Below are 22,793 nucleotides of genomic sequence, written 5' to 3'. Positions count from 1 at the left end.
GGCCGAGGGTCGTGACGACTTACGAAACACAGCTCCATTAGCGTGTCGGGGTGACCGCTGCGACACCCACCCTGCTGCCCTCCCGTCGTCGAGGACTGGGCACGCTCGTTCGTCTGGGACTCGCGACCCTCATCGTCGGGGTGGCGACCGGTCTCGCGGTCCTGCTGTTGGTGTTCATCGTCCACAGCCTCGAGCACCTCGTGTGGGGCCACGAGGAGGGGCCGTTCCTCGACGGCCTGGCGTCCCCCGCGGTGTGGTGGCTGCCGATCGCGACGGTCGGCGGTGCGGGTGTCGTGGCCGCCGTCGGCTGGTATCTCCTGCGCCGTTTCGGGCGGAAGCTCGCCACGGTCGAGCAGGGCGTCGACGGGGCCCGGATGCCGTGGTGGGAAACCCTCGCCGACACCGTCATCCAGGTGGGGTCGGTCGCCATGGGCGCCTCGATCGGCAAAGAGGTCGCCCCGCGCGAGCTGTCGGCCATGGCGGGCTCGAAGATCGTCCGTTGGTTCCGCCTCGACGCGCGCTGGCGCCGCATCCTGATCGCCTCGGCCGCGGGTGCGGGTCTCGCCGCGGTCTACAACGTGCCCCTGGCCGGCGCGCTGTTCGCCGTCGAGATCCTGCTCGCGCAGTTCAGCGTGGGCGCGGCCGTGGTCGCCCTCACCGTGAGCGCGATCGCGACGCTGGTCGCGCGCCCGCTCGTCGGGGACGGGTCGCTGTATTCGGTGGGATCGCTCGAGGTGAACGCCTCGCTGGTCGTTGCGGCCGTGCTCATCGGCCCCCTCATGGGATGGGGCGCGACGAGCTTCGCGACCATCACGAAGAAGCTGTCGCGCTTCCGCCCCCACGGCTGGAAGCTGCTGGTGGTCCTGCCCCTCACCTTCACCGCGGTGGGAGCGCTCGGCGCCGCGTTCCCCCTCATCCTCGGCAACGGTCGGGCGCTCGCCACCGCCGGCTTCGACCTCTCGCAGCCGGCCCTGCTGCTCATCGCGCTCGCCGTGCTGAAGTACGTCGCGACGACCGTGTCGCTCGGTTCGGGGGCGATCGGCGGAACGCTGCAGCCGTCGGTCGCGATCGGTGCCGCGCTCGGTGCGGCGGCTGCGGCGGGCTGGGCGTTCGTCTGGCCCGGCGCCGACGGCACGGCGCTCGCGATCGTCGCGGCATCCGCATTCCTCGCCTCGAACATGCGCGCCCCCTTCACGGCCATCGCACTGATCATCGAGTTCACGAACACCGGACTCACGCTGCTGTTGCCGATCTTCCTCGCTGTGGCCGGGTCGCTCGTGGCCTCCAAGCTCACCTCGCGCGAGAGCCTGCGCCCGTTCGCGCCGATGGACCCGGCCCGACCGTAGAACCCGCCTAGGCTCGACGGGTGATCGACTGGATTCTCGCCGAGTGGATGCAGATCCTCGGTTTCGCCACGGGGGCGGCGTGCGTGCTGCTGGCTGCCCGGCGGAACGTGTGGACCTATCCCATCGGCATCGCCAACAACCTCGTCTTCCTCTCGGTGTTCGTGCCGGCCGGGATCTACGCCAGCGCGGGACTGCAGGTGGTGTACCTGGTGCTCGGGGTGCACGGCTGGTTCCGGTGGACGCGTCGTATCGAACACGATCGCGAGTACGTGGCCCGCACGCCTCGACGGGCGGTGCCGTGGCTCATCGTCGTCGCGGTGGTGGGGACGCTCGTCTTGACCTGGCTTCTCGACACGTACACCGACTCGCAGGTGGCGCTCGCCGATGCCGCGACGACCTCGGCCAGCCTCGTCGCCCAGTACATGCTCAACCGCAAGTGGATCGAGAGCTGGTGGGTGTGGATCGGCGTCGATGTGGTGTTCGTCGCGCTGTCGATCGCCACCGGACTGTGGATCATCGCCGCCCTCTACGCCCTCTTCATCGTCCTGTGCGTCGGCGGACTGCGGTCGTGGAGTCGGCTGCGGAACGAGACGACGGATGCCGATGACCTCAGCGCCGCGCGTGCCTGAGCGCCGTTATCGGCACGGCGTGGTGGTGGGGAAGTTCTACCCCCTCCACGTCGGTCACGCGCACCTCATCCGCTCGGCGGCCCGGGCGTGCGAGCGGGTCACGGTCGAGGTGATCGCGGCATCCGTCGAATCGATCCCCCTCGAGCGACGGGCCGCGTGGGTGCGCGAGGACCACCCGACGGTACGCGTGGTCGACCTCCTCGACGACACTCCGGTCGACTTCGCCTCCGAGACCGCGTGGGACGCGCACACCGCGACGATCGCGGGCCTGCTCGACGAGCCGGTCGATGTGGTCTTCACCTCCGATGAGTACGGGGCCGAGCTCGCGCGCCGTCTCGGTGCCGACTGGGTGCAGGTGGACCCGGGACGCCGGCTCAACCCCGTGTCGGGAACGGCGATCCGCGCCGATCTCGACGGTCACTGGCACGAGCTGTCGCCCGCGGTGCGGGCCGATCTGGCCGCGCGCGTCGTCGTCCTCGGTGCCGAGTCGACGGGCTCCACGACCCTCGCCGAAGCCCTCGCCGCCGAGCTCGGCACGATCTGGGTGCCCGAGTACGGCCGCGAGCTCAGCGAGACGCGCGAGGGCGGACTCGACGCCCCGTGGCACAGTGACGAATTCGATCTCGTCGTCGATCGCCAGATCGGGTGGGAACAGGATGCCGTGCGGCGGGCTCCCCGCTCGGTCCTCGTCTGCGACACCGACGTCCTCGCCACGGCGCTCTGGCACGAGAGGTACGTGGGCACCCCGGCGCCGCGCATCCTGGCGCGGGCCGCGGAGCACCGCCCGGCGCTGTACATCCTCACGGGCGATGAGATCCCCTTCGTGCAGGACGGCATGCGTGACGGCGAGCACATCCGCGCCGATATGCAGGAGCGCTTCCGCGAGGTGCTCGCCGCGCAGCCCGTGCCCTGGCTCGAGGTGCGCGGGTCGGTCGCCGAACGCCTCGCTCAGGCGCTGCCCGCCGTGCGCGACGCCGTGGCGCGGGCGACGTCGTTCTCCCCGCCGATGGAGGGGCGGTCGCTCGCCGAGCAAGAGGAGCTGCGGCGACGGGCCGGACGTTAGGCTGGCGCGATGGCCGACCGCTGGCACAAGCTCTCCGAGTCACCCACGACGTCGAACGCCGCCGACGGGGTCGCCCCGCTCGCCGCGGCCGACCTCTTCCGTGAGGCGCCCGCCCCGGCCGCGCCGCCTCTCGACGAGAAGCTGCGGCAGACGTACTACTGGATCGTCAATCGCGCGGTCATCTCGCCCTACTACGACGTGGAGTTCTCGTCGGGGCGCCCGCTCACGTTCGAGCTGGGCGACGCCGGCGCCGAGCTCACCCTGCCGAACGAGCCCTCGTACTCCTCGAACGTGCTGCTACCGCTGCTGAGCTTCGCGGTGGGTGGCAAGTGCCTGCTGATCGGCGGCCCGGGCCGCGGCAAGACCACCGTCGCGGTGCTCATGGGAGTGCTCGCCGGGTCGACGCCCGAGGAGGTGCGGCGCGGCGTCCAGCAGGGGCAGCCCCAGCTGTCGATCAGCGACCTCGTCGGCATCCCTCTGCCGCGCGATCTGATGAACGCGTCGAGCCTGGCCGAGATCGGCATCGCGTGGCGCGAGTGGCTGACGCGGCCCGTCAAGATCGTCGATGAGTACAACCGCATCCCCACCAAGACGCAGTCGGCCCTGCTGACGATGGTGGCCGAGGGCTACGTCGAGAGCCACGACCAGATGCGTCGCACGGCCCCCGCTTCGGGCGTGGAGAGCTGGTTCTTCACCGCCAACGACGACGCGGGCGGCGGGACCTTCCCCGTCATCCAGGCGCTGCGCGACCGCATGGACGTGACCGTGCCCGCAGCGGGGTTCAACAGCCGCTTCCTCGACGAGCTCGTCGCCCGCGTCGAAGCCGGCGAGAAGCCCGAGGAGCACGTGCCCGCCGAGCTTGTGTTCGCTCCCGACGAGCAGTCGGCGATGCGCGCGGCGATCCGCGCCGTGCCGGTGCCGGCCGAGGTGCGTCGGCGGCTGGAGTTCTTCCTCGGTCACTTCGAGTTCGTGCAGGGCGGCGGGCGCCGGTTCGAGTACCGCACGAAAGACACGGTGACCACCGCCGGAGGCCGGGTCGCCGAGGCGATCGAGGCGAACTCCGGTGCCGACCTCATGACCGATCCCGGCGCGCAGACCCTCAACGGCCTGTCGGTGCGGGCGCTGCAGACCCTCATCGTCTACGCCAAGGCCGTCGCCTGGTTCCGTGGTCGTGACGCGGTGTCGGTCGCCGACGTGGGGGCGATGCTGCCGTTCGTGCTGCGGGGCAAGCTGCTGCCCAATCCCACCCATCCTCGGTTCGATGTGGGGGCCGAGCGCGAGCTCAGCACCGATGTGATGAGCTGGCTCGCCGACCTGTTCGCGGAGTCGGGCCGACAGTTCGACGCCCTCGGCCGCGGGGGCGACGACCCGGTCGGCGCGCTGCTCGCGCAGCTCGAGGCGGGCCTCGACGGCGTCGGGGCGGTCGAGGCCGGTCGGCGCCTCACCGAGATCGAGGCACGGCTGCGCACTGTCGCGGGCACCGGCAAGCTCTACGGCCGCGACTTCGATGACCTCATGGCGCTGAAGTACCTGCACCAGCGCTACACGGCCTATCTGCGTTGGCTCGAGGGGCGTTCGTGATCCGACGCCCCGGCCACCTCGCCGATCGCACTCCGCCGGTGGGCACCCCGGTGCCGGTCGAGGGGCTCGACCTGGCGCTGGCGGGACGCAACGTCGAAGCGGCGGGCGGCTCGGCCGAGCGGTTCGCCGTGTCGTTCGCGGCCGGGCGCGCGGCCGGCGAGGGGTTCGACCCGATCGCCCTCGCCGGCATCGCGGGCTGGCGAGCCGGCGCGCTCGGCCTGCGCGACGACGCCCTGGGCAGCATCGAGCGGGCGTGGTCGTCCGGCGAAGGCGCAGCCGCGGCGGCCGCCCTGGGGGTGGATGCCGCCCACCTCGGCGTCTTCGTCGAGCGCCAGAGAACCGACCGGTACTGGTGGCCCGGGCGCCGCGAGGCCAACGGCTACGTCTGCGCGGTCGGAGGGTTCCGCGGTCTCGGCGGCGCGTGGACGGCGCCTCCGGCCGACGGTCGACCGCTCGGTGTCGACGGCGCGTTCGCCGTGCGCACCGGGGCGCGGTGGTGGCGCATCGACGCCGACGCCTGGGGGTCGCGCCTGAGCCCGCTCGACGATGAGCCCGATCCGGGCGCCGCGGGCGCGGCATCCGTCATCACCTTCGCCGACTCGTACCTGGTGTGGATCCACGTCGCGGAGCCGGCGTGAGCACGACGATGTCGCCGATCGGAGGCGACCTGCTGGCGTGGGAGGCGGCGCAGCGACTGTGGGGCGTGCGGCTGCAGGAGGCGCGCATGGCTCCCGGCGCGGGCGACGAGCACGGCGCTCCCGCGTGGTTCACCTTTCCGCCGGTCGTCACGGTCGACCCGGTCATGGTCGCGCAGCTCGGGGGAGCAGGCGAGATGGAGAGCGTGTTCGCGCACGAACTCGGGCACCACGTGCTCGCCCCGAGCACGCGCCTGGACGCGCTGAAGATCCGCCATCAGATGGCCCGCGCCCTGCAGGCCGCGGGGGCACCCACCCTGCGCGACGAGGATCTCGCGCTGATGTCGAACCTGTGGACCGACCTGCTCGTCAACGCCCGTGTCGCCGTCCTGCAGCGACGGCGCGACGGGGTGGGCGAGCCCGGCATCGTGCGGTTGTCGCGAGAGCTGTACCGCGCCTCGCGCTCGTCGCCGAGCCCGCTGTGGTGGGTGTACCTGCGCACGTACGAGCTGCTGTGGAACCTGCCCCGCGGAACCCTCTGCGACCCCGAGCCGCCGGAGCCCGCCCGACGCCCGCCGAAGCAGAAGCAGGAACTGCCCTGGACGCGCATCGCCGCGGAGCACCGCGCGGCCGAGAAGGCGCTGCGGCAGGCGCGCAGGGCCGCCGAGCGCGTGTCCGACGAACTCGCCGAAGCGACGGTCACGCGTCCCGCCCTCGACGCCGACGTGCTCGCCTCGCTCGTGCGCACCTTCGCGGGCGACGCCGTGGCCGGGGCCCTGCGCTTCGGCGTCGTGGTGGCGCCCTACCTCATCGATCCGCGCACCGACGGCGCGGCCTCGCTCCCCGGAGGCACCTGCGCCGCCGATGACGCCGCCGCGACCCCCTCGGAGCTCGGCCGGGTGCTGTCGGATCGGCGGCTGAGCGGCGCGGTGCCTTCCTCCGCGGGGGCCGCTGCTGCGCCGGCGGCGAAGGGCTCGGCCACGGGGCAGGCCCTCGGGATCGCGCAGACCCTCGAGCTGTACGCCGACGCCGACCCGGCTGCCGTGATCGCGGCCTGGTACCGAGCCGAGGCGACGCGCTGGGTGCGTCCGTTCACGCAGCGGTTGCCGCGTGCGGTCTCGGCCGACCTCCCGGGACCCTTCGAGAGCTGGGAGACCGGTGACGACCTCGCCGATCTCGACTGGCCCGCGACATTGCAGGCGGGCGGGGCGGTCGTGCCCGGGGTGACGACGCTGCGGCGCTCTTACCTGCCCGATGATCCGCCGCCGGTGTCGTCGAGCATCGATCTCGACCTCTACATCGACAGCTCGGGCTCGATGCCGCAGCCGCAGACGGGCTCGCCCGCCGTGCTCGCGGGCACCATCCTCGCCCTGTCGGTGCTGCGGGGAGGCGGACGTGTGCGCGTCACGAGCTTTTCGGGACCCGGCCAGGTCGCCGGCCGCGAGGAGTACTCTCGCGACCCCGCCCGGGTCATCGCCGACCTCGCCCATTTCTTCGCCGGCGGCACGACCTTCCCCCTCGACCTGCTCGACAAGAGGTACGCCGGACGGGGGATTCCGGATGCCGCGCACCGGCGTCACCTCGTCGTTCTCTCCGACGACGGGCTGACCTCGCTCTTCGGCGACGGCGATCCCGCTCGCGCCGATGTCGCGCCCCGGGTGCGCGAGACACTCAGCACGGCGACCCTCGTCGTGCTCGATCGACAGCACCGGGTCGCCGAGCCGGCGCTGCGGGCGGGATACGAGGTGATGTACATCGAACGGATGGACGACGCACCCGCGGTGTGCGCGCGATTGGCGGAGGTGCTCGGTGGCTGAGGCGGACGATCTGCTGAGCGTGTGGTCGGCGATCGCGCCGCCCGAAGACACGGCGTGGGCGAGCGCCCGGCCCGGCCCCGGGGTCGACGAGATCGCGGCGCGCCTGTCGAGCGTGCCGCGGCCGTTCCTCGACGACGACGTCTCGCTGCGCGCGCTCGCCGGCGACGTGTGGGGCCGACCCCTGGCATCCCTCGATCACGCCGACGACGAGCGGGTGCGCACGGGTGCGGCCATCGGTTTGTGGGTGGTGGCGAGCGAGGACCTCGTGCAACCGTTCGTCCCGTCACTCGCCGGTGGCGACGTGGCGCGCGCGATCGACGCGCTGGCTCTGCGTCTGGCGCCCGTCGTCGATCCACGCGACTGGCTCGCCGATGCCGAGCGGCGGGAAGAGGCGGCGCGCACCTTCTTGCTGTGGGCGGGCTTCCTGCCAGCGGGCGAAGACCGCGAGACCGCGCGCGCCCTCCTCGACGCGCGCGACTCGCTCCGCCGCAACGCCGCGCTCGCCGAGGCGTACGCCGCGTACCGTCACCGCGAGGAGATCGCCCGCCGCCTCGCCGAGGCGCGCGCCCGGGAAGCCGCCGCGAGGTACTCGAGTGAGTGACGACGACCCGCTCGCCCTCGGCGAGTACCGGCCGGGGTCGGCGGCGGTGCTGACGGATGCCGAGCGCTGGCCGACCCTCGACGCCGACGGCGCCGCGCGCCTGCAGCGGTGGCGCACGCACCCGGCGGCCCCCGCGTGGGTGCACGCCACGGGGGACCGACTCACCGCCGAGGCCGTCGACCGCGCTCGCACGCCGCTGCCGCTCGACGGGTGGCTCGACGCGCACCTCGACACCGCGCGGCGACTTCCGTTCTATCGAGGCATGACGGGGCTGCGGACCCTCGACGACTTCCCCACGATCGAGCGGCGCGATCTCGTCGCCGACGTCTCGGCATTCGTCCCCCTCGACGCCGACCTCGACCGCATGCTGCACGGCACGAGCTCGGGGTCGACGGGGGCGGCGCTGGTCATCCCCGACGACGTCGAGGAGGTGGCGCGCGGCTTCCACCTGCTCGTCCGCCTCGTGCGCGAAGCGGGTGTGAAGTGGGAGCCGGATGCCGAGCGGCTCGCGATCATGTGGGTGCTGCAGCAGCGCCAGGCCTTCACGTACGTGTCGATCGTCAGCGGCTTCGCCCAGCGCGCCATGGCGCGGGTCAATCTGAACGAGGGCGCCTGGCGGGCGGCATCCGATCGCTCGATCTTCCTCAGAGACGCGGATCCGCAGGTGATCTCGGGCAACCCCACCAGCTTGTCCGAGTTGCTGACCCCCGAACTGCGGGCCGTCGTGCACCCGCTCGCCCTGTTCTCGGGCGCGATGGCCCTGTCGGCGCCGCTGCGCGCTGAGCTCGAGGCCGCGTTCTCGTGCCCCGTGTTCGACGTGTACGGCCTGCACGAGACCCGGCCGATCGCGGTGCGCACCGACGACGGACCGTTCCGCGTGCTCGACCGGCGGGTGCACGTCGAAGTGCTCGATGCTGCGGGCGAGCCGGTCGCCGACGGAGCGATGGGCGAGATCACGGTGACCGCGGGCGAGAACCCCCTGCTGCCGCTCGTGCGGTACCGCACCGGCGACGTCGGTCGACTCGTCGACCTCCCCGGCGGCGGCGTCGGCATCGCCGACCTCGAGGGGCGCGAGCACACCGACTTCGTCAGTGCCGCGGGGACGCGCGTGCCATCGGTCGACCTCACGCAGCAGCTGCAGAGCCACGGCGCGCACGGCTGGACGGTGGAGCAGCGAGCGGACGGCGGGCTCGAGGTGCGGATCGCCGGCGGCGACGGCGCGGCGATCACCACCGCGCTGCGCGCCTTGCTCGGTCAGCCCGTTCGGCTCGAGCGCGTCGAGCGTCTCGCCGACCTCGGCGAGGGCAAGCCCCGACGCTTCCGGTCCGCCGCGCGCTGACTCCCGCCGCGCGAAGGGGCCGGGGCTCGTGGCCCCGGCCCCTCGGCATCCGGTGAATCAGTTCAGGTATTTCGCGTACGCCGGCAGGGTGAGGAACGCGGGGAACTCCTCGCGCAGCGCCACCTCGCGGAACACCGCGGCGGCGTCGTCGAAGCGGTCGCCCTCGGAGCGCTGCACCTCGGCGAGCACGTCCGTCACGAGACCCTCGACGAAGCCGCGGGTGATGGCGGTGCCCTCGGCCGTGGAGTGGTCCTGGTGGATCCACTGCCAGATCTGCGAGCGCGAGATCTCGGCGGTCGCGGCGTCTTCCATGAGGTCGTCGATCGCGACGGCGCCCAGGCCCCGCAGCCAGGCCTCGATGTAGCGGATCGCCACCGAGACGTTGCCCCGCACACCCGCCGTCGTCACCGGCAGACCGATGCGCACGTCGAGCAGGTCGGCGGGGTCGACCGCCACCTCGTCGCGGGTGCGCCCGAGCTGGTTCGGCTCGTCGCCGAGCACCGCGTCGAACTCGGCGCGGGCCACCGGGATGAGGTCGGGGTGGGCCACCCACGTGCCGTCGAAGCCGTCGCCGGCCTCGCGCCGCTTGTCGGCGGCCACCTTCTCGAACGCGGCCTCGGTGACCTCGGGTCGCCGGCGGTTCGGAATGAAAGCGCTCATGCCGCCGATCGCGTAGGCGCCGCGCTTGTGGCACGTCTGCACGAGCAGCTCGGTGTAGGCCCGCATGAACGGCACGGTCATCGTGACCTCGCTGCGGTCGGGGAGCACGAAGCGGGCGCCCCGGCCCCGGTAGGTCTTGATGATCGAGAAGATGTAGTCCCACCGCCCGGCGTTGAGCCCGGCGCAGTGGTCGCGCAGGGCGAAGAGGATCTCCTCCATCTCGAACGCCGCCGGCAGCGTCTCGATCAGCACGGTCGCGCGGATCGTGCCGTGGTCGAGGCCCAGGCGCTCCTCGGTGAACGAGAACACGTCGTCCCAGAGCCGTGCCTCTTCGGCCGACTCGATCTTCGGCAGGTAGAAGTACGGTCCCCGGCCCGCCGCGATCAGCGCGTGCGCGTTGTGGAAGACGTACAGCCCGTAGTCGATGAGAGATCCGGATGCCGGGAGCTCCCGCCCCGCGCGATCGATGAAGCTCACGTGCTTCTCGGGCAGGTGCCAGCCGCGCGGGCGCATCACGATCGTGGGGGTGCGCTCGGCGGTGACCTCGTAGCGCTTGCCCTCGGGGCTCGTGAACGACAGCTGTCCGCGGATCGCGTCGAACAGCGACAGCTGGCCACCGATGACGTTGCTCCAGGTCGGGCTCGTGGCGTCCTCCTGATCGGCGAGCCACACCCGCGCGCCGGAGTTCAGCGCGTTGATCGTCATCTTCGGGTCGGTGGGCCCGGTGATCTCGACGCGGCGGTCCTCCAGGCCCGGGCCGGCGCCCGCCACGCGCCACGACGGGTCGTCGCGGATGTGCGCCGTGTCGGCGCGGAAGTGCGGGTCGTCGCCCGTGCCGATCTCGAAGCGGCGGCGCAGGCGTGCGGCGAGCCGGTCGTGCCGGCGCCGGGCGAAGCGGTCGTGCAGCTCGGTGACGAAGGCGAGCGCCGCGGGCGTGAGGATCTCGCCGTCGCGCCCGTGCACGGGCCGCTCGAGGCGCAGGTGCGGGGTGGATGCCGGGGTGCTCGGCATCCGCGATTCTTCGGTGGTGGGCGGGGGAGAGGTGTCGATGAGGGTCATGGTCGTGGCTTTCTGTGGCGCGTCCGCTTCTCGGACCATGTCCCGAAAATGGCGGCCTGGGGTGGCCCAGGCAGCCGAAAGTGGGACATGCACTGCGAGAAGGGGGACGAGGGGTGGGCGAGAGCGGGTGAGGGCTCAGTGGAACTGGGCGGTCTCGGTGGAGCCGGCCAGGGCGAGCGTCGCACTGTCGGGGTTGAGCGCGGTCGAGACCACGTCGAAGTAGCCGGTGCCCGCTTCGCGCTGGTGGCGCGTGGCGGTGTAGCCGTTCGCTTCGGCGGCGAACTCGGCCTCTTGCAGCTCGACGTACGCGCTCATGGCGCGCTCGGCGTAACCGCGGGCGAGGTCGAACATCGAGTGGTTGACGGCGTGGAAGCCGGCCAGCGTGATGAACTGGAAGGCGTAGCCGAGGGCGGCCAGGTCGGCCTGGAACGTGGCGATCTGCTCGTCATCGAGGTGGCGCTTCCAGTTGAAGCTCGGCGAGCAGTTGTAGGCGAGCTTCTTGCCCGGGTAGCGGGCGTGGATCGCCTCGGCGAAGCGGCGCGCGAGCTCGATGTCGGGCTCGCCCGTCTCGACCCAGATGAGGTCGGCGTACGGCGCGAAGGCGAGTCCGCGGGCGATGACCGCGTCGAGGCCCGGGCGCACGCGGTAGAAGCCTTCGCTGGTGCGCTCGCCGGTGAGGAACTCCGCGTCGCGCGGGTCGATATCGCTGGTGAGCAGGTCGGCGGCCAGGGCGTCGGTGCGGGCGATGATCACGGTCGGCACCCCGGCGACGTCGGCGGCCAGGCGCGCGGCGTTCAGGGTGCGGATGTGCTGCTGGATCGGCACCAGCACCTTGCCGCCGAGGTGGCCGCACTTCTTCTCGCTCGCGAGCTGGTCTTCCCAGTGGATGCCGGCGGCTCCGGCCGAAATGAGCGACTGGGCCAGTTCGTAGGCGTTGAGCGGACCGCCGAACCCGGCCTCGGCGTCGGCGACGATCGGGGCGAGCCAGTCCTGGGTGATCTCTCCCTCGGCGCGCTCGATCTGGTCCTGCCGCAGCAGCGCGTTGTTGATGCGGCGCACGACCGCGGGCACGCTGTTGGCGGGGTAGAGGCTCTGGTCGGGGTAGGTCTGTCCGGCGAGGTTGCCGTCGGCGGCGACCTGCCAGCCGCTCAGGTAGATGGCCTTGAGACCCGCGCGCACCTGCTGCACGGCCTGTCCGCCGGTGTAGGCGCCGAGGGCGCGGACGTACTCCTCGGTGTGGATGAGGTTCCACAGGTTCTCGGCTCCGCGGCGGGCGAGGGTGGACTCCTCGCGGACGCTGCCGCGGAGGCGCACGACGTCTTCCGCCGAGTACGTGCGCTCGATGCCGTCCCAGCGGGGGTCGTTCTCCCACGCGGCGCGGATCTCGTCGGCGGTCTCGGTCTGGTCGCCGGAGCGCAGGGGCTGCTGGGCGGGGGTGGCCTGGATCGTCATGAGCGTTCTCCTTCGGATGTCGGGGCTGCGGTGCCCCGTGGAGACCACTGTCGGCGAAGAACAGCCCCCTCGAAGCGCATTTGTCGTGTGAAGATCGCGCGATCTTCTGTTCCGGTGAGAACATGACGTATGGACACCGGCGTCTCCGCTTCTTCGGCATCCCTCCCGTTCCACGATGACGAGGTGGACACCCTCACCATCGGCCGACGCATCCGTCAGCTGCGCACCGCGCGCGGCTTCACGCTCGACGAGCTCGCCGCGGCGGTCGGTCGCGCCCCGAGCCAGATGTCGATGATCGAGAACGGTCGACGCGAGCCCAAGCTCACGCTGCTCCAGGCGATCGCGCGGGCGCTCGAGTGCAAGCTCGAGCAGATCCTCGACGCCGAGCCCCTCGACGAGCGCGCGGCGCTCGAGATCTCGGTCGAGCGCGCGATGCGTGGGCAGACGTTCCAGGCGCTCGGCATCGAGCCGTTCCGCGTTGGTCGGTCGGTGCCCGACGAGGTGCTGTCGGCGATGCTCGCGCTGCAGGGCGAGATCGAGCGCCTCCGCGAGGAGCGCTCAGCGACCCCCGAAGAGGCGCGGCGGGCCAACGTGGCGTTGCGCCGCCTCATGCGCACGCAGGACAACCACTTTCCCGACCTCGAGCGCACGGCATCCGGGATCCTGACCGCGATCGAGCACCCCGGCGGTCCCCTTACCCAACGCGGGGCGAGCGACATCGCCGCCCACCTCGGCTTCACGCTGCACTACGTGCCCGACCTGCCCTCGTCGACGCGGAGCATCGCCGACGTGAAGAACGGCCGGCTGTACCTGTCCACGAAGGTCGCGAAAGGCGACCCGCGCGCGGCGGTGCTGCAGGCGCTGTCGAGCCGCATGCTCGGCCACGGCGAGCCGACGAGCTACGACGAGTTCTTGCGCCAGCGGGTCGAGACAAACTACCTCACCGGCGCCCTGCTCATGCCCGAGGCGCACGTCGTGCCGGCGCTCCGTGAGGCGAAGGAGCGGCGCACGATCAGCATCGAGGACCTGCGCGACGCCTACTCGGTGTCGTACGAGACCGCCGCGCACCGCTTCACGAACCTGGCGACCGTGCACCTCGGCATCCCGGTGCACTTCCTGAAGGTGCACGAGTCGGGCACCATCACGAAGGCCTACGAGAACGACGACGTGAACTTCCCCACCGACCGCCTCGGCTCGATCGAGGGGCAGATGTGCTGTCGGCGCTGGACGAGCCGCGTGGTCTTCGACGAAGACGACCTCTTCAACCCGTATTACCAGTACACCGACACCGGCAACGGAACCTACTGGTGCACCGCGCGCGTGGAGCAGTCGAGCGAGGGTGCGCACTCGGTGAGCGTGGGCGTGCGCTTCGACGACACGAAGTGGTTCCGTGGTCGCGACACCTCCAACCGTGCGATCTCGCGTCACGCGGTCGAGGCGTGCTGCCGTCGGGCGCCCGCTTCGCTCGAGAACGCGTGGCGCGGTCGGGCGTGGCCCAACGTCCGCACGCCGCGCACCCTGCTGGCGACCCTGCCGACCGGGGCGTTCCCGGGCGTGGACACGACCGAGATGTACGAGTTCCTCGAGGCGCACGCGCCGCGCGAGTGAGGCGGCGCGGCATCCGGGGCGCAACGGCGGGGGGATTTGGCGGCGCGCCGTGTGTTGGGCCGATTGTGCCCGGCGTGTCGGTATTCGCCCCGCGGTTGTGCTCGCGCGGGTCGGGTCAGGCATCACAGCCGAACGGGACCCTCCCCTCACACGGCGTTCCACCGCAGCCGCGGCGCCCCGAGTCCTGACCGCAGGACGGCCGCATCGGCCACCGGGAACGTCGTGACGATGAGCCCGTCGACCGCGTAGGCGAGAGCGGTGGTGCCGTCGGGGAGCGCGTCGCCGAGGGCGATGCGGGTCGAGCGGCCCTCGACGACCTGGTCGATCGCGTCGGGGCGGGAGAGGAGGAATGCCGCGGCCGCGGTGACCCGAGAGAGCAGGGTGTCCGGCCCGGCCCAGGGTGAGAACGCCCCGCGGGAGAGACCGCAGGCGAGGGCGAGGTCGTCGGTGAGCCACCGCTCGCGCTTGAGACCGTACGGGGTCGGTGTGGTCGACAGCAGGTAGCCGTAGACGTGCAGCAGGCCGGCGTTGCCCACCGGCCAGGCGGCCTCGAGCCCGGCCCGCGCGTGCAGCTCGTCGAACAGTGCCCGGGGGAGCACCGCCGCTCCGACGTTCTCGTCGACGATCGTCGAGCGGCCCCACGCGGCGAATCGGCCGGCGGCGGCGTCGTCGGCGAGCGACGCCGCGAGCCAGGGGAGCGAGGCGATCGCCGCCGAGGGGTGCTCGGCCGCGAGGACGGCGGCGACGTCGAGGGCGGCGGTGGAGGTCACGGTTCCCACGCTAAGCGGGCTCCGGGGGCGCACAGCCGCCGTTCATCCAGCGTTTACACGGCGTGGACATCCCGTCCACATTTGGCGTGCACCATGGACGCAACGTCCACGACAGGAGTTCCCCCGTGCCCCGCCCCGTCCTCATCTTCGACTTCGACGGTACCGTCGCCGTCGGCGACGGCCCCCTGCTGGCCTACGCCCGCGCGGTCGCCGCCCACACGGCATCCGCCGACGCCTTCGTCTCTGCCGTCTCGGCCCACCTCGCCGCCCCGACCGCCGACGTCATCGACGGGTACGACGCCGTTCGCCGCCTCGCCCTCGACGCCGGGGTCGACGACGACGCCCTGGCCGCGGCGTACACCCTCAGCCGCACGCAGCTCGGTAGCGCAGACGCGCCGGTGTCGACCGCGGCGGGGCTGGCGGAGTTCCTGGCGCAGGTGGATGCCGAGCGACTCCTCGTCACGAACGCTCCCGCCACCCGTCTCGACGCCGCCCTGTCCGGAATCGGACTGGCCGGCCTGTTCGACCGCGTGGTCACCGACGCCGCCAAGCCCGCCGGACTCGACGCCCTGCTCGACAGCCTCGGCGAGGGCGTGCCGGTGCTCACGGTCGGCGATGTCTGGCGCAACGACCTCGCCCCCGCCCACGCCCGTGGTCTCGACACGGCGCTCGTCGGCGGCTACGTCGATGCCGCCGCCACCCCCACCTTCCGTGCCGACACCCTCGACGAGCTGCTGCCGGCGCTCGCCGCGTGGGTCGACGCCGCCCACGTCGACGCTCCCCCCGCCGCACACCTCCCGTCCCACGCCTGAATCCCACCCGAACCGCAGAGGAATCATGAACACTCGTCGCTCCCGTCTCGTCGCGGCCTTCGCCATCGCCGCTCTCGCCTCGATCGCCCTGGCCGGCTGCTCCGGTGCCGCCGGCGCCGACTCGGCCGCCCCCGCCGCCGACCCGAGCTCCCTCGTGCTCGCGCTGGTTCCTTCGCAGGACCAGGCCAACCTCGTCGACACCGCGAAGCCCCTCACCGACATGCTCACCGAGAAGCTCGGCATCCCGGTCACGGGCGTCGTGTCGAAGGACTACCAGGCCGCCGTCGAGGCGATGGGCGCGGGCCAGGCGCAGATCGGCTTCCTGCCCTCGCTGCAGCTGTGGCAGGCGAACGACCGCTACGGCGCCTCGGTCGTGCTGCAGACCGAGCGCAACGGCAACATCACCTACCCGGGCCAGTTCATGACGAACGACCCCGACAAGTACTGCGACACCCCCGTCGTCGAGCGCGACGGCATGTCGTTCTGCAACGGCGCCGACGCGCCGCAGGGCCCCGCGGGTCTCGACAGCATCACCAAGATCGCCGGTGCCAAGGTCGCCGTGCTCGGACCCGGCTCGCCCGCGGGGTACATCTACCCGATGCTCGCGCTGAAGGAGGCCGGCGTCGACATCGACAGCGGCTTCCAGAAGGTACCGGTCACGGCCAACGACGCGTCCGTCCTGGCGGTCTACAACGGCGACGCCGAGGTCGGCTTCAGCTTCTGGGACGCCCGCACGCTCGTGAAGAAGGACAAGCCCGACGTGGGCCAGAAGGTCGTCGTGTTCGGCCTGACCAACGAGATCCCCAACGACGGTGTGGCCGTCTCGAAGGACCTGTCGCCCGAGCTGCAGAAGAAGATCTCGACGGCGCTCGCCGACTACTCCGCGACCGACGAGGGCTCCGCCGCCCTGAAGGCCGTCTACTCGATCACCAAGCTCGCCCCGGCCGACCCGTCGTCGCTCGACGTCGTCGCGCGCGCCGCCCAGCAGCTCGGACTCCAGTGACGACCGGATCGCTCACCCCGGGCGTCGAGGCCCTCGCCCCGGCGCCCTGGGGCATCCGTCTCGCCGGGGTCTCGGTGCGCTACCCCAACGGCACGGTGGGACTGAAGAACGTCACCCTCGACATCGCGCCCGGCGAGCTCGTCGCCGTGGTGGGACTGTCGGGCTCGGGTAAGTCGACCCTCATCCGCACCATCAACGGCCTGGTGCCCGCGACCTCCGGTGTCGTCGAGGTCGGCGGCCGACGCGTCGACAACGCCTCGGGGCGTCGCCTGCGCGAACTCCGCGGGCACATCGGCATGGTGTTCCAGAGTTTCAACCTCGCCGGCCGCACCACGGTCCTCAACAACGTGCTGGTCGGTCGCCTCGCGCACACCCCGCTCTGGCGCACGCTGTTCGGTGCGTACCGTGACGCGGATCGCCGGCTCGCCTTCGAGGCTCTCGACCGGGTCGGGCTGCTGCCGAAGGTCTGGGACCGCGCATCGGCGCTCTCGGGAGGCCAGCAGCAGCGCGTCGCGATCGCCCGCGCGCTCACGCAGCAGCCGCGTATCGTCCTCGCCGACGAGCCGGTGGCGAGCCTCGACCCGCCGACGGCCCGCGGGGTGATGGACGACCTACGCCGTATCAACGTCGACCTCGGCATCACCGTGCTGGTCAACCTGCACCTGCTGGATCTCGCCCGCGAGTACGGCACGCGCATGATCGGCATGCGCGCCGGAGAGGTCGTCTACGACGGCCCCGCGGCATCCGCCACCGATGCCGATTTCGCGCAGATCTACGGACGCTCGGTGACCGCGGCCGACCGGCTCGAGCGATGACCGTGCTCACCGTTCCGCCTCGTCCGAAGGGGCGATGGATGCCGTGGACCGCCGCGGGCGTCGTCGTCGCGGTGACCGTGTTCATGTGCCTGCCGGTGGTCGGGGTGGGCCTCGACGTCGGTGCGATCGCGCGCAACTGGCAGCAGGGTGCGCTGCGGGTGGGCGAACTTCTCACCCCGGACTGGTCGTTCTTCCCGCGCACGGTCGGTCCGATCCTCGAGACGCTGCAGATGGCGGTCATCGGCACCGCGGTCGGGGCGGCGATCTCGCTGCCGGTGAGCTTCTGGGCGGCCCGGCCGACGAACCCGTTCACTCCGACGCGGGCGCTGGTGCGCGGCATCCTGAACGTGATCCGCGCCGTGCCCGAGCTCGTCTACGCGGCGGTCCTCGTCGCGATGGTCGGGGTGGGCGCCCTCCCGGGCATCCTGGCGCTCGTGCTGTTCAACGTCGGCATCATCGTCAAGCTCGTGTCGGAGTCGATCGACGCCACCGACGCCGGCCCCCTCGAGGCCGGTCGTGCCGCCGGGGCGACCCAGACGCAGATCAACCGCGCGATCGCTCTGCCCGACACCTGGCCCGCGTTCGTCTCGCAGACGCTCTACGTCTTCGAGCTCAACGTCCGCGCCTCGACCGTGCTCGGCCTCGTGGGGGCCGGCGGCATCGGGCTGCTGATCGATGCCGTGCGCACCTTCTACCGCTACGACCAGCTGTCGCTCGTCATCGTCGAGATCCTCGTGATCGTCGTCGTGCTCGACACCGTCAGCGACGCGATCCGCCGGAGGCTCGTATGACCGCCCTCGCCCCCTCGCGGCCCGTGAGCCTCGCGCTGCCGCCGCGCCGTCGGAAGCCCCTGCGCACCCTGTCGTGGGTCGTCGTCACGGTCGTCGTCATCGCCGCCTTCTGGTCGGCCGACATCACGTGGTCGCGGCTCGGGGAGCTCCCCGCCGAGATCGTGCGTTACCTCGGCCTGATGTTCCTCTCGCCCGCGTGGGAGAAGCTGCCCGAGGCGCTCTGGCAGACCTGGCGCAGCGTCGAGATGGCGTGGATCGGCACCGTGCTCGGCATCCTGATCGCGACCCCACTCTCGCTCGTCGCCGCGCGCGGCTTCGGCCCGGCGCCCGTGCGCGTCGTCCTGCGCTTCGTCTTCTCGCTGGTGCGGGCCGTGCCCGAGCTGGTCTTCGCGATCATCATCCTCTCGGTCACCGGTCTGACCCCGCTGACCGGGGCGCTCGCTCTCGCGATCGGGGGGATCGGCACCCTCGGCAAGTGGGGCTACGAGGCGGTCGAGAACGTCGCCCCCGGCCCCATCGAGGCCGCGCGGGCGGCGGGCGGCTCGACCGCCCAGGTGCTGCGCTGGGGAGTGTGGCCCCAGGCCTCGCCGACGTTCCTGTCGTTCTGGCTGTACCGCTTCGAGATCAACGTGCGCGCCTCGGCCGTGCTCGGCCTGATCGGCGTCGGCGGGATCGGCGACATGCTCACCTCGTACACCCAGTACCGTGAGTGGTCGACGGTCGGCATGCTGTTGATCGTCGTGGTCGTCGTCACCGTCGCGATCGACGCGGTCTCGGGCCGCATCCGCCGCCGCATCATGGAAGGCCCGCGTGTCCGCTGAGATCCCCGTGACCGCCCGCATCGCCGCCGTGCGCAACTCGCTGCAGCCGAGCGAGCGTCGGGTCGCCGACCTCATCGTCGATGATCCGGATGCCGTGATCGAGCTCACCGCGCAGCAGATCGCCGACCGCGTGGGGGTGGGTCGCTCCTCCGTCGTGCGCGCCTGCCAGACCTTCGGCTACCGCGGGTACCCGCAGCTGCGGGTGGCGCTCGCGGCGGAGCGCGGACGCCGCGTGGTGCAGCCGGTCGCCCAGGACGGAGTGCTCGGCGGCATCCGCTCCGCCATCGACCGCATCGCGGACGATCTTCGCGCGGCCACCAGCCTGCTGGACGCCGACGGGGTCGATGCCGCCGTCGACGCGGTCGTGGGGGCCCGTCGCCTGCTGGTGGTGGCGAGCGGGTTGTCGGCTCCGGTCGCAACGGATCTCGCGATGCGCCTGACGGCGGTGGGGCGCCCGGCCGAGACCCTGGGCGATCCGATCGGCCAGCAGATCGCCGCGCGCCACCTCTCGCCCGATGACGTCTGCGTCGTGGTCAGCGGTTCGGGGGCGAACGAGGCGAGCCTGCGCGCGGCCACGGCTGCACGCGCGGCCGGGGCGCGAGTGATCGCCCTGACCTCGTTCGTCGCCTCGCCGCTCACCGAGCGCGCCGACCTCTCGCTGGTCCTCGCCTCGGGCGGGACGTTCCGCGACGAGCTGGAGCACACCTCGCGCATCGCGCACGCGGTCTTCGCGGAGGCGTTCGTCGACGCCGTGGCCCGCGCCCGCGCAGGCGTCGCCGACCTCGCCCGCGAGCGCGTGCTCGAGATCCTCTCCGACAACCTCGGCGACGCCGGCTGACACCCGCTTCCGCGTCACGGCGGTGCGGTCGCCCCGTCGTGCGGATCGGGCGGGCGACGCGCGGGCCCCGGGGGTGCCGGCATCCGGCGTATCGGGCGTCAGCTCCGTACGACGGAGCCCGCGCTACTCGGCCAGCCGCAGCGCCGCCCACAGCTCGGCGCGCGCGGAGAACGACGACAGGTCGCGATCGAGCACGCGCTCGGCCTGGGCGACCCGGGCGCGCACGGTGTGGCGATGGATGCCGAGGGCCTGCGCGGTCGCCTCGTGCGAGCAGTCGTGGGCGAGCCAGGCGTCCAACGTCTCGAGCAACGCGGACCCCTGCGCCTCGTCGTAGGTCCGCAGCGGAACCAGGGCACCCGCGGCGACGGTGCGCGCCGCCTCGGATCCGAGGGCGGCCAGAAGACCCGCGCGCGCGGTGTCGGCGAAGTCGGCGACGCCGGGAGTGGCGAGCCGGTCGCGCGCGGTGCGCGCCTGGGTCAGGGCGGCCGAGAAGGCGTCGTAGCCGGTGGGCGCCGAGCACCCGACGACGATCTCGAACCGGTCGGCGACCTCGGCCAGCGCGTCGCGGGCTGCGGCGGGCACGACGATGACGAGCCCGTCGTCACCGCGACCGAAGAACATCTCGCCGCGACGCTCCTGCGCGCGCAGCTCGAGCCACTCGGTGAGGGCAGTGGAACGAGTGGATGCCGCGGGCGTCACCGCCACCACGACGGGGGCGGCCGGCAGCGGGCCGAACAGGTCGCGGCCCGCGCGCCGGGCCAGCGCGGGATCGTCGGTCGCGAGCGACTGCACGAGCCCGGCGCGAAAGGTGCCGATGGCGCGGCCGAGTCCGTCCTGCTGCTCGAGGGCGAGGGCGGCCATCGCGACCACGGCGGTCACGACGCTGCGCGCCTCGTGGTCGAGGTCGTCGGCCGCGAGCGCGAGCACGCCGCGGAGGTGCCCGCCGCGGCCCAGGGTCTGGAGGCTCACCGAGGTGTCGTTCGAGCGCACAGTGGAGGCCGCGCGCGTGCCGCGGCGGAGCATCGTCGTGACCTCGGCGGCGACGACGTGGAGGGCGGGCGCGCCGAGTCCACCCGCCGGGTGCTCGGTGCTCAGGGTGCCGGCCGCGTCGAAGAGGCCGACCCAGCAGTCCAGCTGTCGAGACAGTTCGGCGAGCGTCGCCGAGAGGCCGTCGGGGCGCAGGGCGGCGAGCGAGACCGCGCGCTGCGCCGCGAGAGACCAACTGCGCCGGGCGTAGGACTCCGCGGCGATCGCCTCGGCGCCGGCGCGGGCCACGGCAATGAAGGGGGTGCGGTAGGGAACTTCGAACAACGGCACGCCCGCGGCGAGGCAGGCCGCGGCGAGGCCCACCGGGATCCCGTCGCGCACGACCTCGGTGCCGAACCCCAGGGCTCGAACGCCCCGGGCGAGCAGTCGTGACACGTACGCGGTGTAGTCGTCCGTGTCGGCGAACTGCGTCCCCGTCGTGAGCAGGACGAGCCCCTCGCTGAGGAACGGGGTGGGGTCGACGAGGTCGCTGGAGTGCACCCACCGAACGGGGCGATCGATGCTTCCGGCCGGGAGTTCGTCCTCGCCGGCGACGAGGCGCAGTCGCAGGTCACGGCGCGCGAGGAGGGCGCGCAGACTCGGCGGCGCGACGGCGGTGTCGACCATGTCAGCTCCTGTACGACTCGTATATGACAGTGCCTGCGACTGTACAGGGGGGAGAGTGCGCGGCGCGTCGCGGCGTCCGTAGCATCGCCGCCATGAGCCTCGACACCCTTCCCCTCGTCGGCGGTCCGACCCTCCCGCAGGAGCGCCGCCTCGTCACCGCCATCCCCGGCCCGCGCTCGCAGGAGCTGCTCGAGCGCAAGGCCGCCGCCGTGGCATCCGGAGTCGGCCACACCGTGCCGATCCAGGCCGTCGCCGCCGGTGGGGGAGTCGTCGTCGACGCCGACGGCAACTCGCTCATCGACCTCGGCTCGGGCATCGCCGTGACCAGCGTCGGCAACGCCCACCCCGCGGTCGTGAAGGCCGTGCAGGATCAGGTGGCGGCGTTCACCCACACCTGCTTCATGATCTCGCCGTACGACTCGTACGTCTCCGTCGCCGAGGCGCTCAACCGCCTCACCCCCGGCGACCACGCCAAGAAGAGCGCGCTGTTCAACTCCGGCGCCGAGGCGGTCGAGAACGCCGTCAAGATCGCCCGCAAGTTCACCGGTCGTCAGGCCGTCGTCGCGTTCGACCACGCCTACCACGGCCGCACCAACCTCACGATGGCGCTGACGGCCAAGAACATGCCGTACAAGAGCGGCTTCGGCCCCTTCGCCGCCGAGGTCTACCGCGCTCCGCTGTCGTACCCGTTCCGTGACGGACTCTCGGGACCGGATGCCGCGGCCAAGGCCATCTCGCTGATCGAGAAGCAGGTCGGCGCCGAGAACCTCGCCGCTGTCATCATCGAGCCCATTCAGGGTGAGGGCGGTTTCATCGTCCCCGCCGACGGCTTCCTCAACGCGATCGTCGACTGGTGCCGTGACAACGGCGTCGTCTTCATCGCCGACGAGGTGCAGTCGGGCTTCGCCCGCACCGGCGCGATGTTCGCCAGCGAGCACTTCGGCATCGTGCCCGACCTGGTCACCACGGCCAAGGGCATCGCCGGCGGTCTGCCGCTCGCGGCGGTCACGGGCCGCGCCGAGATCATGGACGCCACGCACACCGGCGGCCTCGGCGGCACCTACGGCGGAAACCCGATCGCCTGCGCCGCCGCCCTGGCCTCGATCGCCGCCTTCGAGAACGAAGGGTTCGTCGAGCGCGCCCGCGAGATCGGCGAGCTCCTGCTCGGCCGCCTGCGCGAGATGCAGCAGAGCGACCCGCGCATCGGCGACGTCCGCGGCCACGGCGCGATGATCGCCGCCGAGTTCGTCGACCCCGCGACCGGTGCGCCCGACGCGGCCCTCACCTCCGCGGTGGCCAAGGCCGCCATCGCCGAGGGCGTGATCGTGCTCACCTGCGGCACCTACGGCAACGTCATCCGGTTCCTGCCGCCGCTGTCGATCGGCGACGACCTGCTGACCGAGGGTCTCGACGTCGTCGCCGCGGCCCTGGCCGGCAGCTGACAGCCGTCCCGACGGTGGCGGAAGACCCGAGAGTCCGCCGCCGACGGGGCCACCCCGA

At 72.3% G+C, this 22,793-nt stretch carries 20 protein-coding genes; 16 read left to right on the top strand and 4 right to left on the bottom strand.

Annotation, left to right across the window (positions count from 1 at the left end; genetic code table 11):
• Positions 1–50 precede the first annotated feature (50 nt).
• Genes AB6V31_RS13870 through AB6V31_RS13835 form a run of 8 tightly spaced genes read left to right on the top strand, consistent with a single transcriptional unit; the run spans position 51 to position 9,011 of the window.
• Positions 51–1,346: a chloride channel protein gene (locus AB6V31_RS13870; RefSeq protein WP_369366322.1), complete on the top strand. Its 1,296-nt coding sequence runs from the start codon at positions 51–53 to the stop codon at positions 1,344–1,346.
• A 20-nt stretch (positions 1,347–1,366) separates the two neighbouring features.
• Complete coding sequence (gene pnuC, locus AB6V31_RS13865) at positions 1,367–1,975, top strand: nicotinamide riboside transporter PnuC (RefSeq protein ID WP_056223843.1); 609 nt, start codon at positions 1,367–1,369, stop codon at positions 1,973–1,975.
• Positions 1,968–3,038: an AAA family ATPase gene (locus tag AB6V31_RS13860; RefSeq protein WP_369366319.1), complete on the top strand. Its 1,071-nt coding sequence runs from the start codon at positions 1,968–1,970 to the stop codon at positions 3,036–3,038. The genes pnuC and AB6V31_RS13860 overlap by 8 nt, the downstream gene beginning before the upstream one ends.
• A gap of 9 nt (positions 3,039–3,047) precedes the next feature.
• Complete coding sequence (locus AB6V31_RS13855) at positions 3,048–4,619, top strand: AAA family ATPase (protein ID WP_369366317.1); 1,572 nt, start codon at positions 3,048–3,050, stop codon at positions 4,617–4,619.
• Positions 4,616–5,257 carry a potassium transporter Kef gene (locus AB6V31_RS13850; protein ID WP_268104623.1) on the top strand — a complete coding sequence of 214 codons (642 nt, stop codon included), beginning with the start codon at positions 4,616–4,618 and terminating at the stop codon, positions 5,255–5,257. Before AB6V31_RS13855 ends, AB6V31_RS13850 begins: the two co-directional genes overlap by 4 nt.
• Entirely contained in the window at positions 5,254–7,071 is a 1,818-nt protein-coding gene (locus AB6V31_RS13845) for a VWA domain-containing protein (protein WP_235556872.1), read from the top strand. Before AB6V31_RS13850 ends, AB6V31_RS13845 begins: the two co-directional genes overlap by 4 nt.
• Positions 7,064–7,672: a phosphohydrolase gene (locus tag AB6V31_RS13840; RefSeq protein ID WP_369366314.1), complete on the top strand. Its 609-nt coding sequence runs from the start codon at positions 7,064–7,066 to the stop codon at positions 7,670–7,672. Before AB6V31_RS13845 ends, AB6V31_RS13840 begins: the two co-directional genes overlap by 8 nt.
• A complete protein-coding gene (locus AB6V31_RS13835) occupies positions 7,665–9,011 on the top strand; it encodes an AMP-binding protein (protein WP_369366312.1) in 1,347 nt (448 codons plus the stop codon). The genes AB6V31_RS13840 and AB6V31_RS13835 overlap by 8 nt, the downstream gene beginning before the upstream one ends.
• Positions 9,012–9,068: 57 nt before the next feature.
• On the opposite strand, the gene aceB is transcribed toward AB6V31_RS13835, so the two are convergent.
• Both aceB and aceA read right to left on the bottom strand, forming a co-directional pair.
• The gene (gene aceB / locus AB6V31_RS13830) at positions 9,069–10,730 is read right to left on the bottom strand and encodes a malate synthase A (protein ID WP_369366310.1); all 1,662 of its coding nucleotides are present in this window, start codon (positions 10,728–10,730) and stop codon (positions 9,069–9,071) included.
• A gap of 135 nt (positions 10,731–10,865) precedes the next feature.
• Positions 10,866–12,182 (bottom strand): isocitrate lyase, encoded by a 1,317-nt coding sequence (gene aceA / locus AB6V31_RS13825; RefSeq protein ID WP_369366307.1) that lies wholly within the window; start codon positions 12,180–12,182, stop codon positions 10,866–10,868.
• A 129-nt stretch (positions 12,183–12,311) separates the two neighbouring features.
• Between aceA and AB6V31_RS13820 the strand changes: the two genes are divergently transcribed.
• Positions 12,312–13,790, top strand: a complete 1,479-nt coding sequence (locus AB6V31_RS13820; RefSeq protein WP_268104617.1) for an XRE family transcriptional regulator — start codon at positions 12,312–12,314, stop codon at positions 13,788–13,790.
• Between the two features lie 146 nt (positions 13,791–13,936).
• Here AB6V31_RS13820 and AB6V31_RS13815 read toward each other — a convergent pair whose 3' ends face one another.
• A complete protein-coding gene (locus AB6V31_RS13815; protein ID WP_369366305.1) occupies positions 13,937–14,560 on the bottom strand; it encodes an amino acid deaminase in 624 nt (207 codons plus the stop codon).
• Positions 14,561–14,685: 125 nt separating this feature from the next.
• On the opposite strand from AB6V31_RS13815, the gene AB6V31_RS13810 reads away from it, so the two are divergent.
• From AB6V31_RS13810 to AB6V31_RS13785, 6 genes are read left to right on the top strand one after another with little or no spacing between them, the layout of a single operon-like run.
• Positions 14,686–15,372: an HAD family hydrolase gene (locus tag AB6V31_RS13810; protein ID WP_369366303.1), complete on the top strand. Its 687-nt coding sequence runs from the start codon at positions 14,686–14,688 to the stop codon at positions 15,370–15,372.
• A gap of 25 nt (positions 15,373–15,397) precedes the next feature.
• Complete coding sequence (locus AB6V31_RS13805) at positions 15,398–16,375, top strand: phosphate/phosphite/phosphonate ABC transporter substrate-binding protein (RefSeq protein WP_369366301.1); 978 nt, start codon at positions 15,398–15,400, stop codon at positions 16,373–16,375.
• Positions 16,372–17,190 carry a phosphonate ABC transporter ATP-binding protein gene (gene phnC, locus AB6V31_RS13800; RefSeq protein ID WP_369366299.1) on the top strand — a complete coding sequence of 273 codons (819 nt, stop codon included), beginning with the start codon at positions 16,372–16,374 and terminating at the stop codon, positions 17,188–17,190. The genes AB6V31_RS13805 and phnC overlap by 4 nt, the downstream gene beginning before the upstream one ends.
• Positions 17,191–17,228: 38 nt before the next feature.
• Entirely contained in the window at positions 17,229–17,981 is a 753-nt protein-coding gene (gene phnE, locus AB6V31_RS13795; protein ID WP_369366297.1) for a phosphonate ABC transporter, permease protein PhnE, read from the top strand.
• The gene (phnE, locus tag AB6V31_RS13790; RefSeq protein WP_056230392.1) at positions 17,978–18,802 is read left to right on the top strand and encodes a phosphonate ABC transporter, permease protein PhnE; all 825 of its coding nucleotides are present in this window, start codon (positions 17,978–17,980) and stop codon (positions 18,800–18,802) included. The genes phnE (AB6V31_RS13795) and phnE (AB6V31_RS13790) overlap by 4 nt, the downstream gene beginning before the upstream one ends.
• Positions 18,792–19,640 (top strand): MurR/RpiR family transcriptional regulator, encoded by an 849-nt coding sequence (locus AB6V31_RS13785; protein ID WP_369366294.1) that lies wholly within the window; start codon positions 18,792–18,794, stop codon positions 19,638–19,640. Before phnE (AB6V31_RS13790) ends, AB6V31_RS13785 begins: the two co-directional genes overlap by 11 nt.
• A gap of 123 nt (positions 19,641–19,763) precedes the next feature.
• Here AB6V31_RS13785 and AB6V31_RS13780 read toward each other — a convergent pair whose 3' ends face one another.
• Positions 19,764–21,293 carry a PucR family transcriptional regulator gene (locus AB6V31_RS13780; protein ID WP_369366293.1) on the bottom strand — a complete coding sequence of 510 codons (1,530 nt, stop codon included), beginning with the start codon at positions 21,291–21,293 and terminating at the stop codon, positions 19,764–19,766.
• 92 nt (positions 21,294–21,385) lie between these two features.
• On the opposite strand from AB6V31_RS13780, the gene gabT reads away from it, so the two are divergent.
• A complete protein-coding gene (gabT, locus tag AB6V31_RS13775; protein ID WP_369366291.1) occupies positions 21,386–22,735 on the top strand; it encodes a 4-aminobutyrate--2-oxoglutarate transaminase in 1,350 nt (449 codons plus the stop codon).
• Positions 22,736–22,793 lie beyond the last annotated feature (58 nt).

This window comes from Microbacterium sp. 16-032, from assembly GCF_041079455.1.
Lineage (GTDB): Bacteria > Actinomycetota > Actinomycetes > Actinomycetales > Microbacteriaceae > Microbacterium > Microbacterium testaceum_A.
Note: the sequence above shows the minus strand (reverse complement) of the source record. Positions and strands in the feature narration are given on the sequence as shown.

What these genes read in the sequence shown, in the direction of transcription:
- AB6V31_RS13805 (WP_369366301.1), top strand. Translation starts at nt 15,398, where the DNA reads ATGAACACTCGTCGCTCCCGTCTCGTCGCGGCCTTCGCCATCGCCGCT.
- AB6V31_RS13820 (WP_268104617.1), top strand. Translation starts at nt 12,312, where the DNA reads ATGGACACCGGCGTCTCCGCTTCTTCGGCATCCCTCCCGTTCCACGAT.
- AB6V31_RS13780 (WP_369366293.1), bottom strand. Translation starts at nt 21,293, where the DNA reads ATGGTCGACACCGCCGTCGCGCCGCCGAGTCTGCGCGCCCTCCTCGCG.
- aceB (WP_369366310.1), bottom strand. Translation starts at nt 10,730, where the DNA reads ATGACCCTCATCGACACCTCTCCCCCGCCCACCACCGAAGAATCGCGG.
- phnE (WP_369366297.1), top strand. Translation starts at nt 17,229, where the DNA reads ATGCCGTGGACCGCCGCGGGCGTCGTCGTCGCGGTGACCGTGTTCATG.
- AB6V31_RS13855 (WP_369366317.1), top strand. Translation starts at nt 3,048, where the DNA reads ATGGCCGACCGCTGGCACAAGCTCTCCGAGTCACCCACGACGTCGAAC.
- phnE (WP_056230392.1), top strand. Translation starts at nt 17,978, where the DNA reads ATGACCGCCCTCGCCCCCTCGCGGCCCGTGAGCCTCGCGCTGCCGCCG.
- gabT (WP_369366291.1), top strand. Translation starts at nt 21,386, where the DNA reads ATGAGCCTCGACACCCTTCCCCTCGTCGGCGGTCCGACCCTCCCGCAG.
- aceA (WP_369366307.1), bottom strand. Translation starts at nt 12,182, where the DNA reads ATGACGATCCAGGCCACCCCCGCCCAGCAGCCCCTGCGCTCCGGCGAC.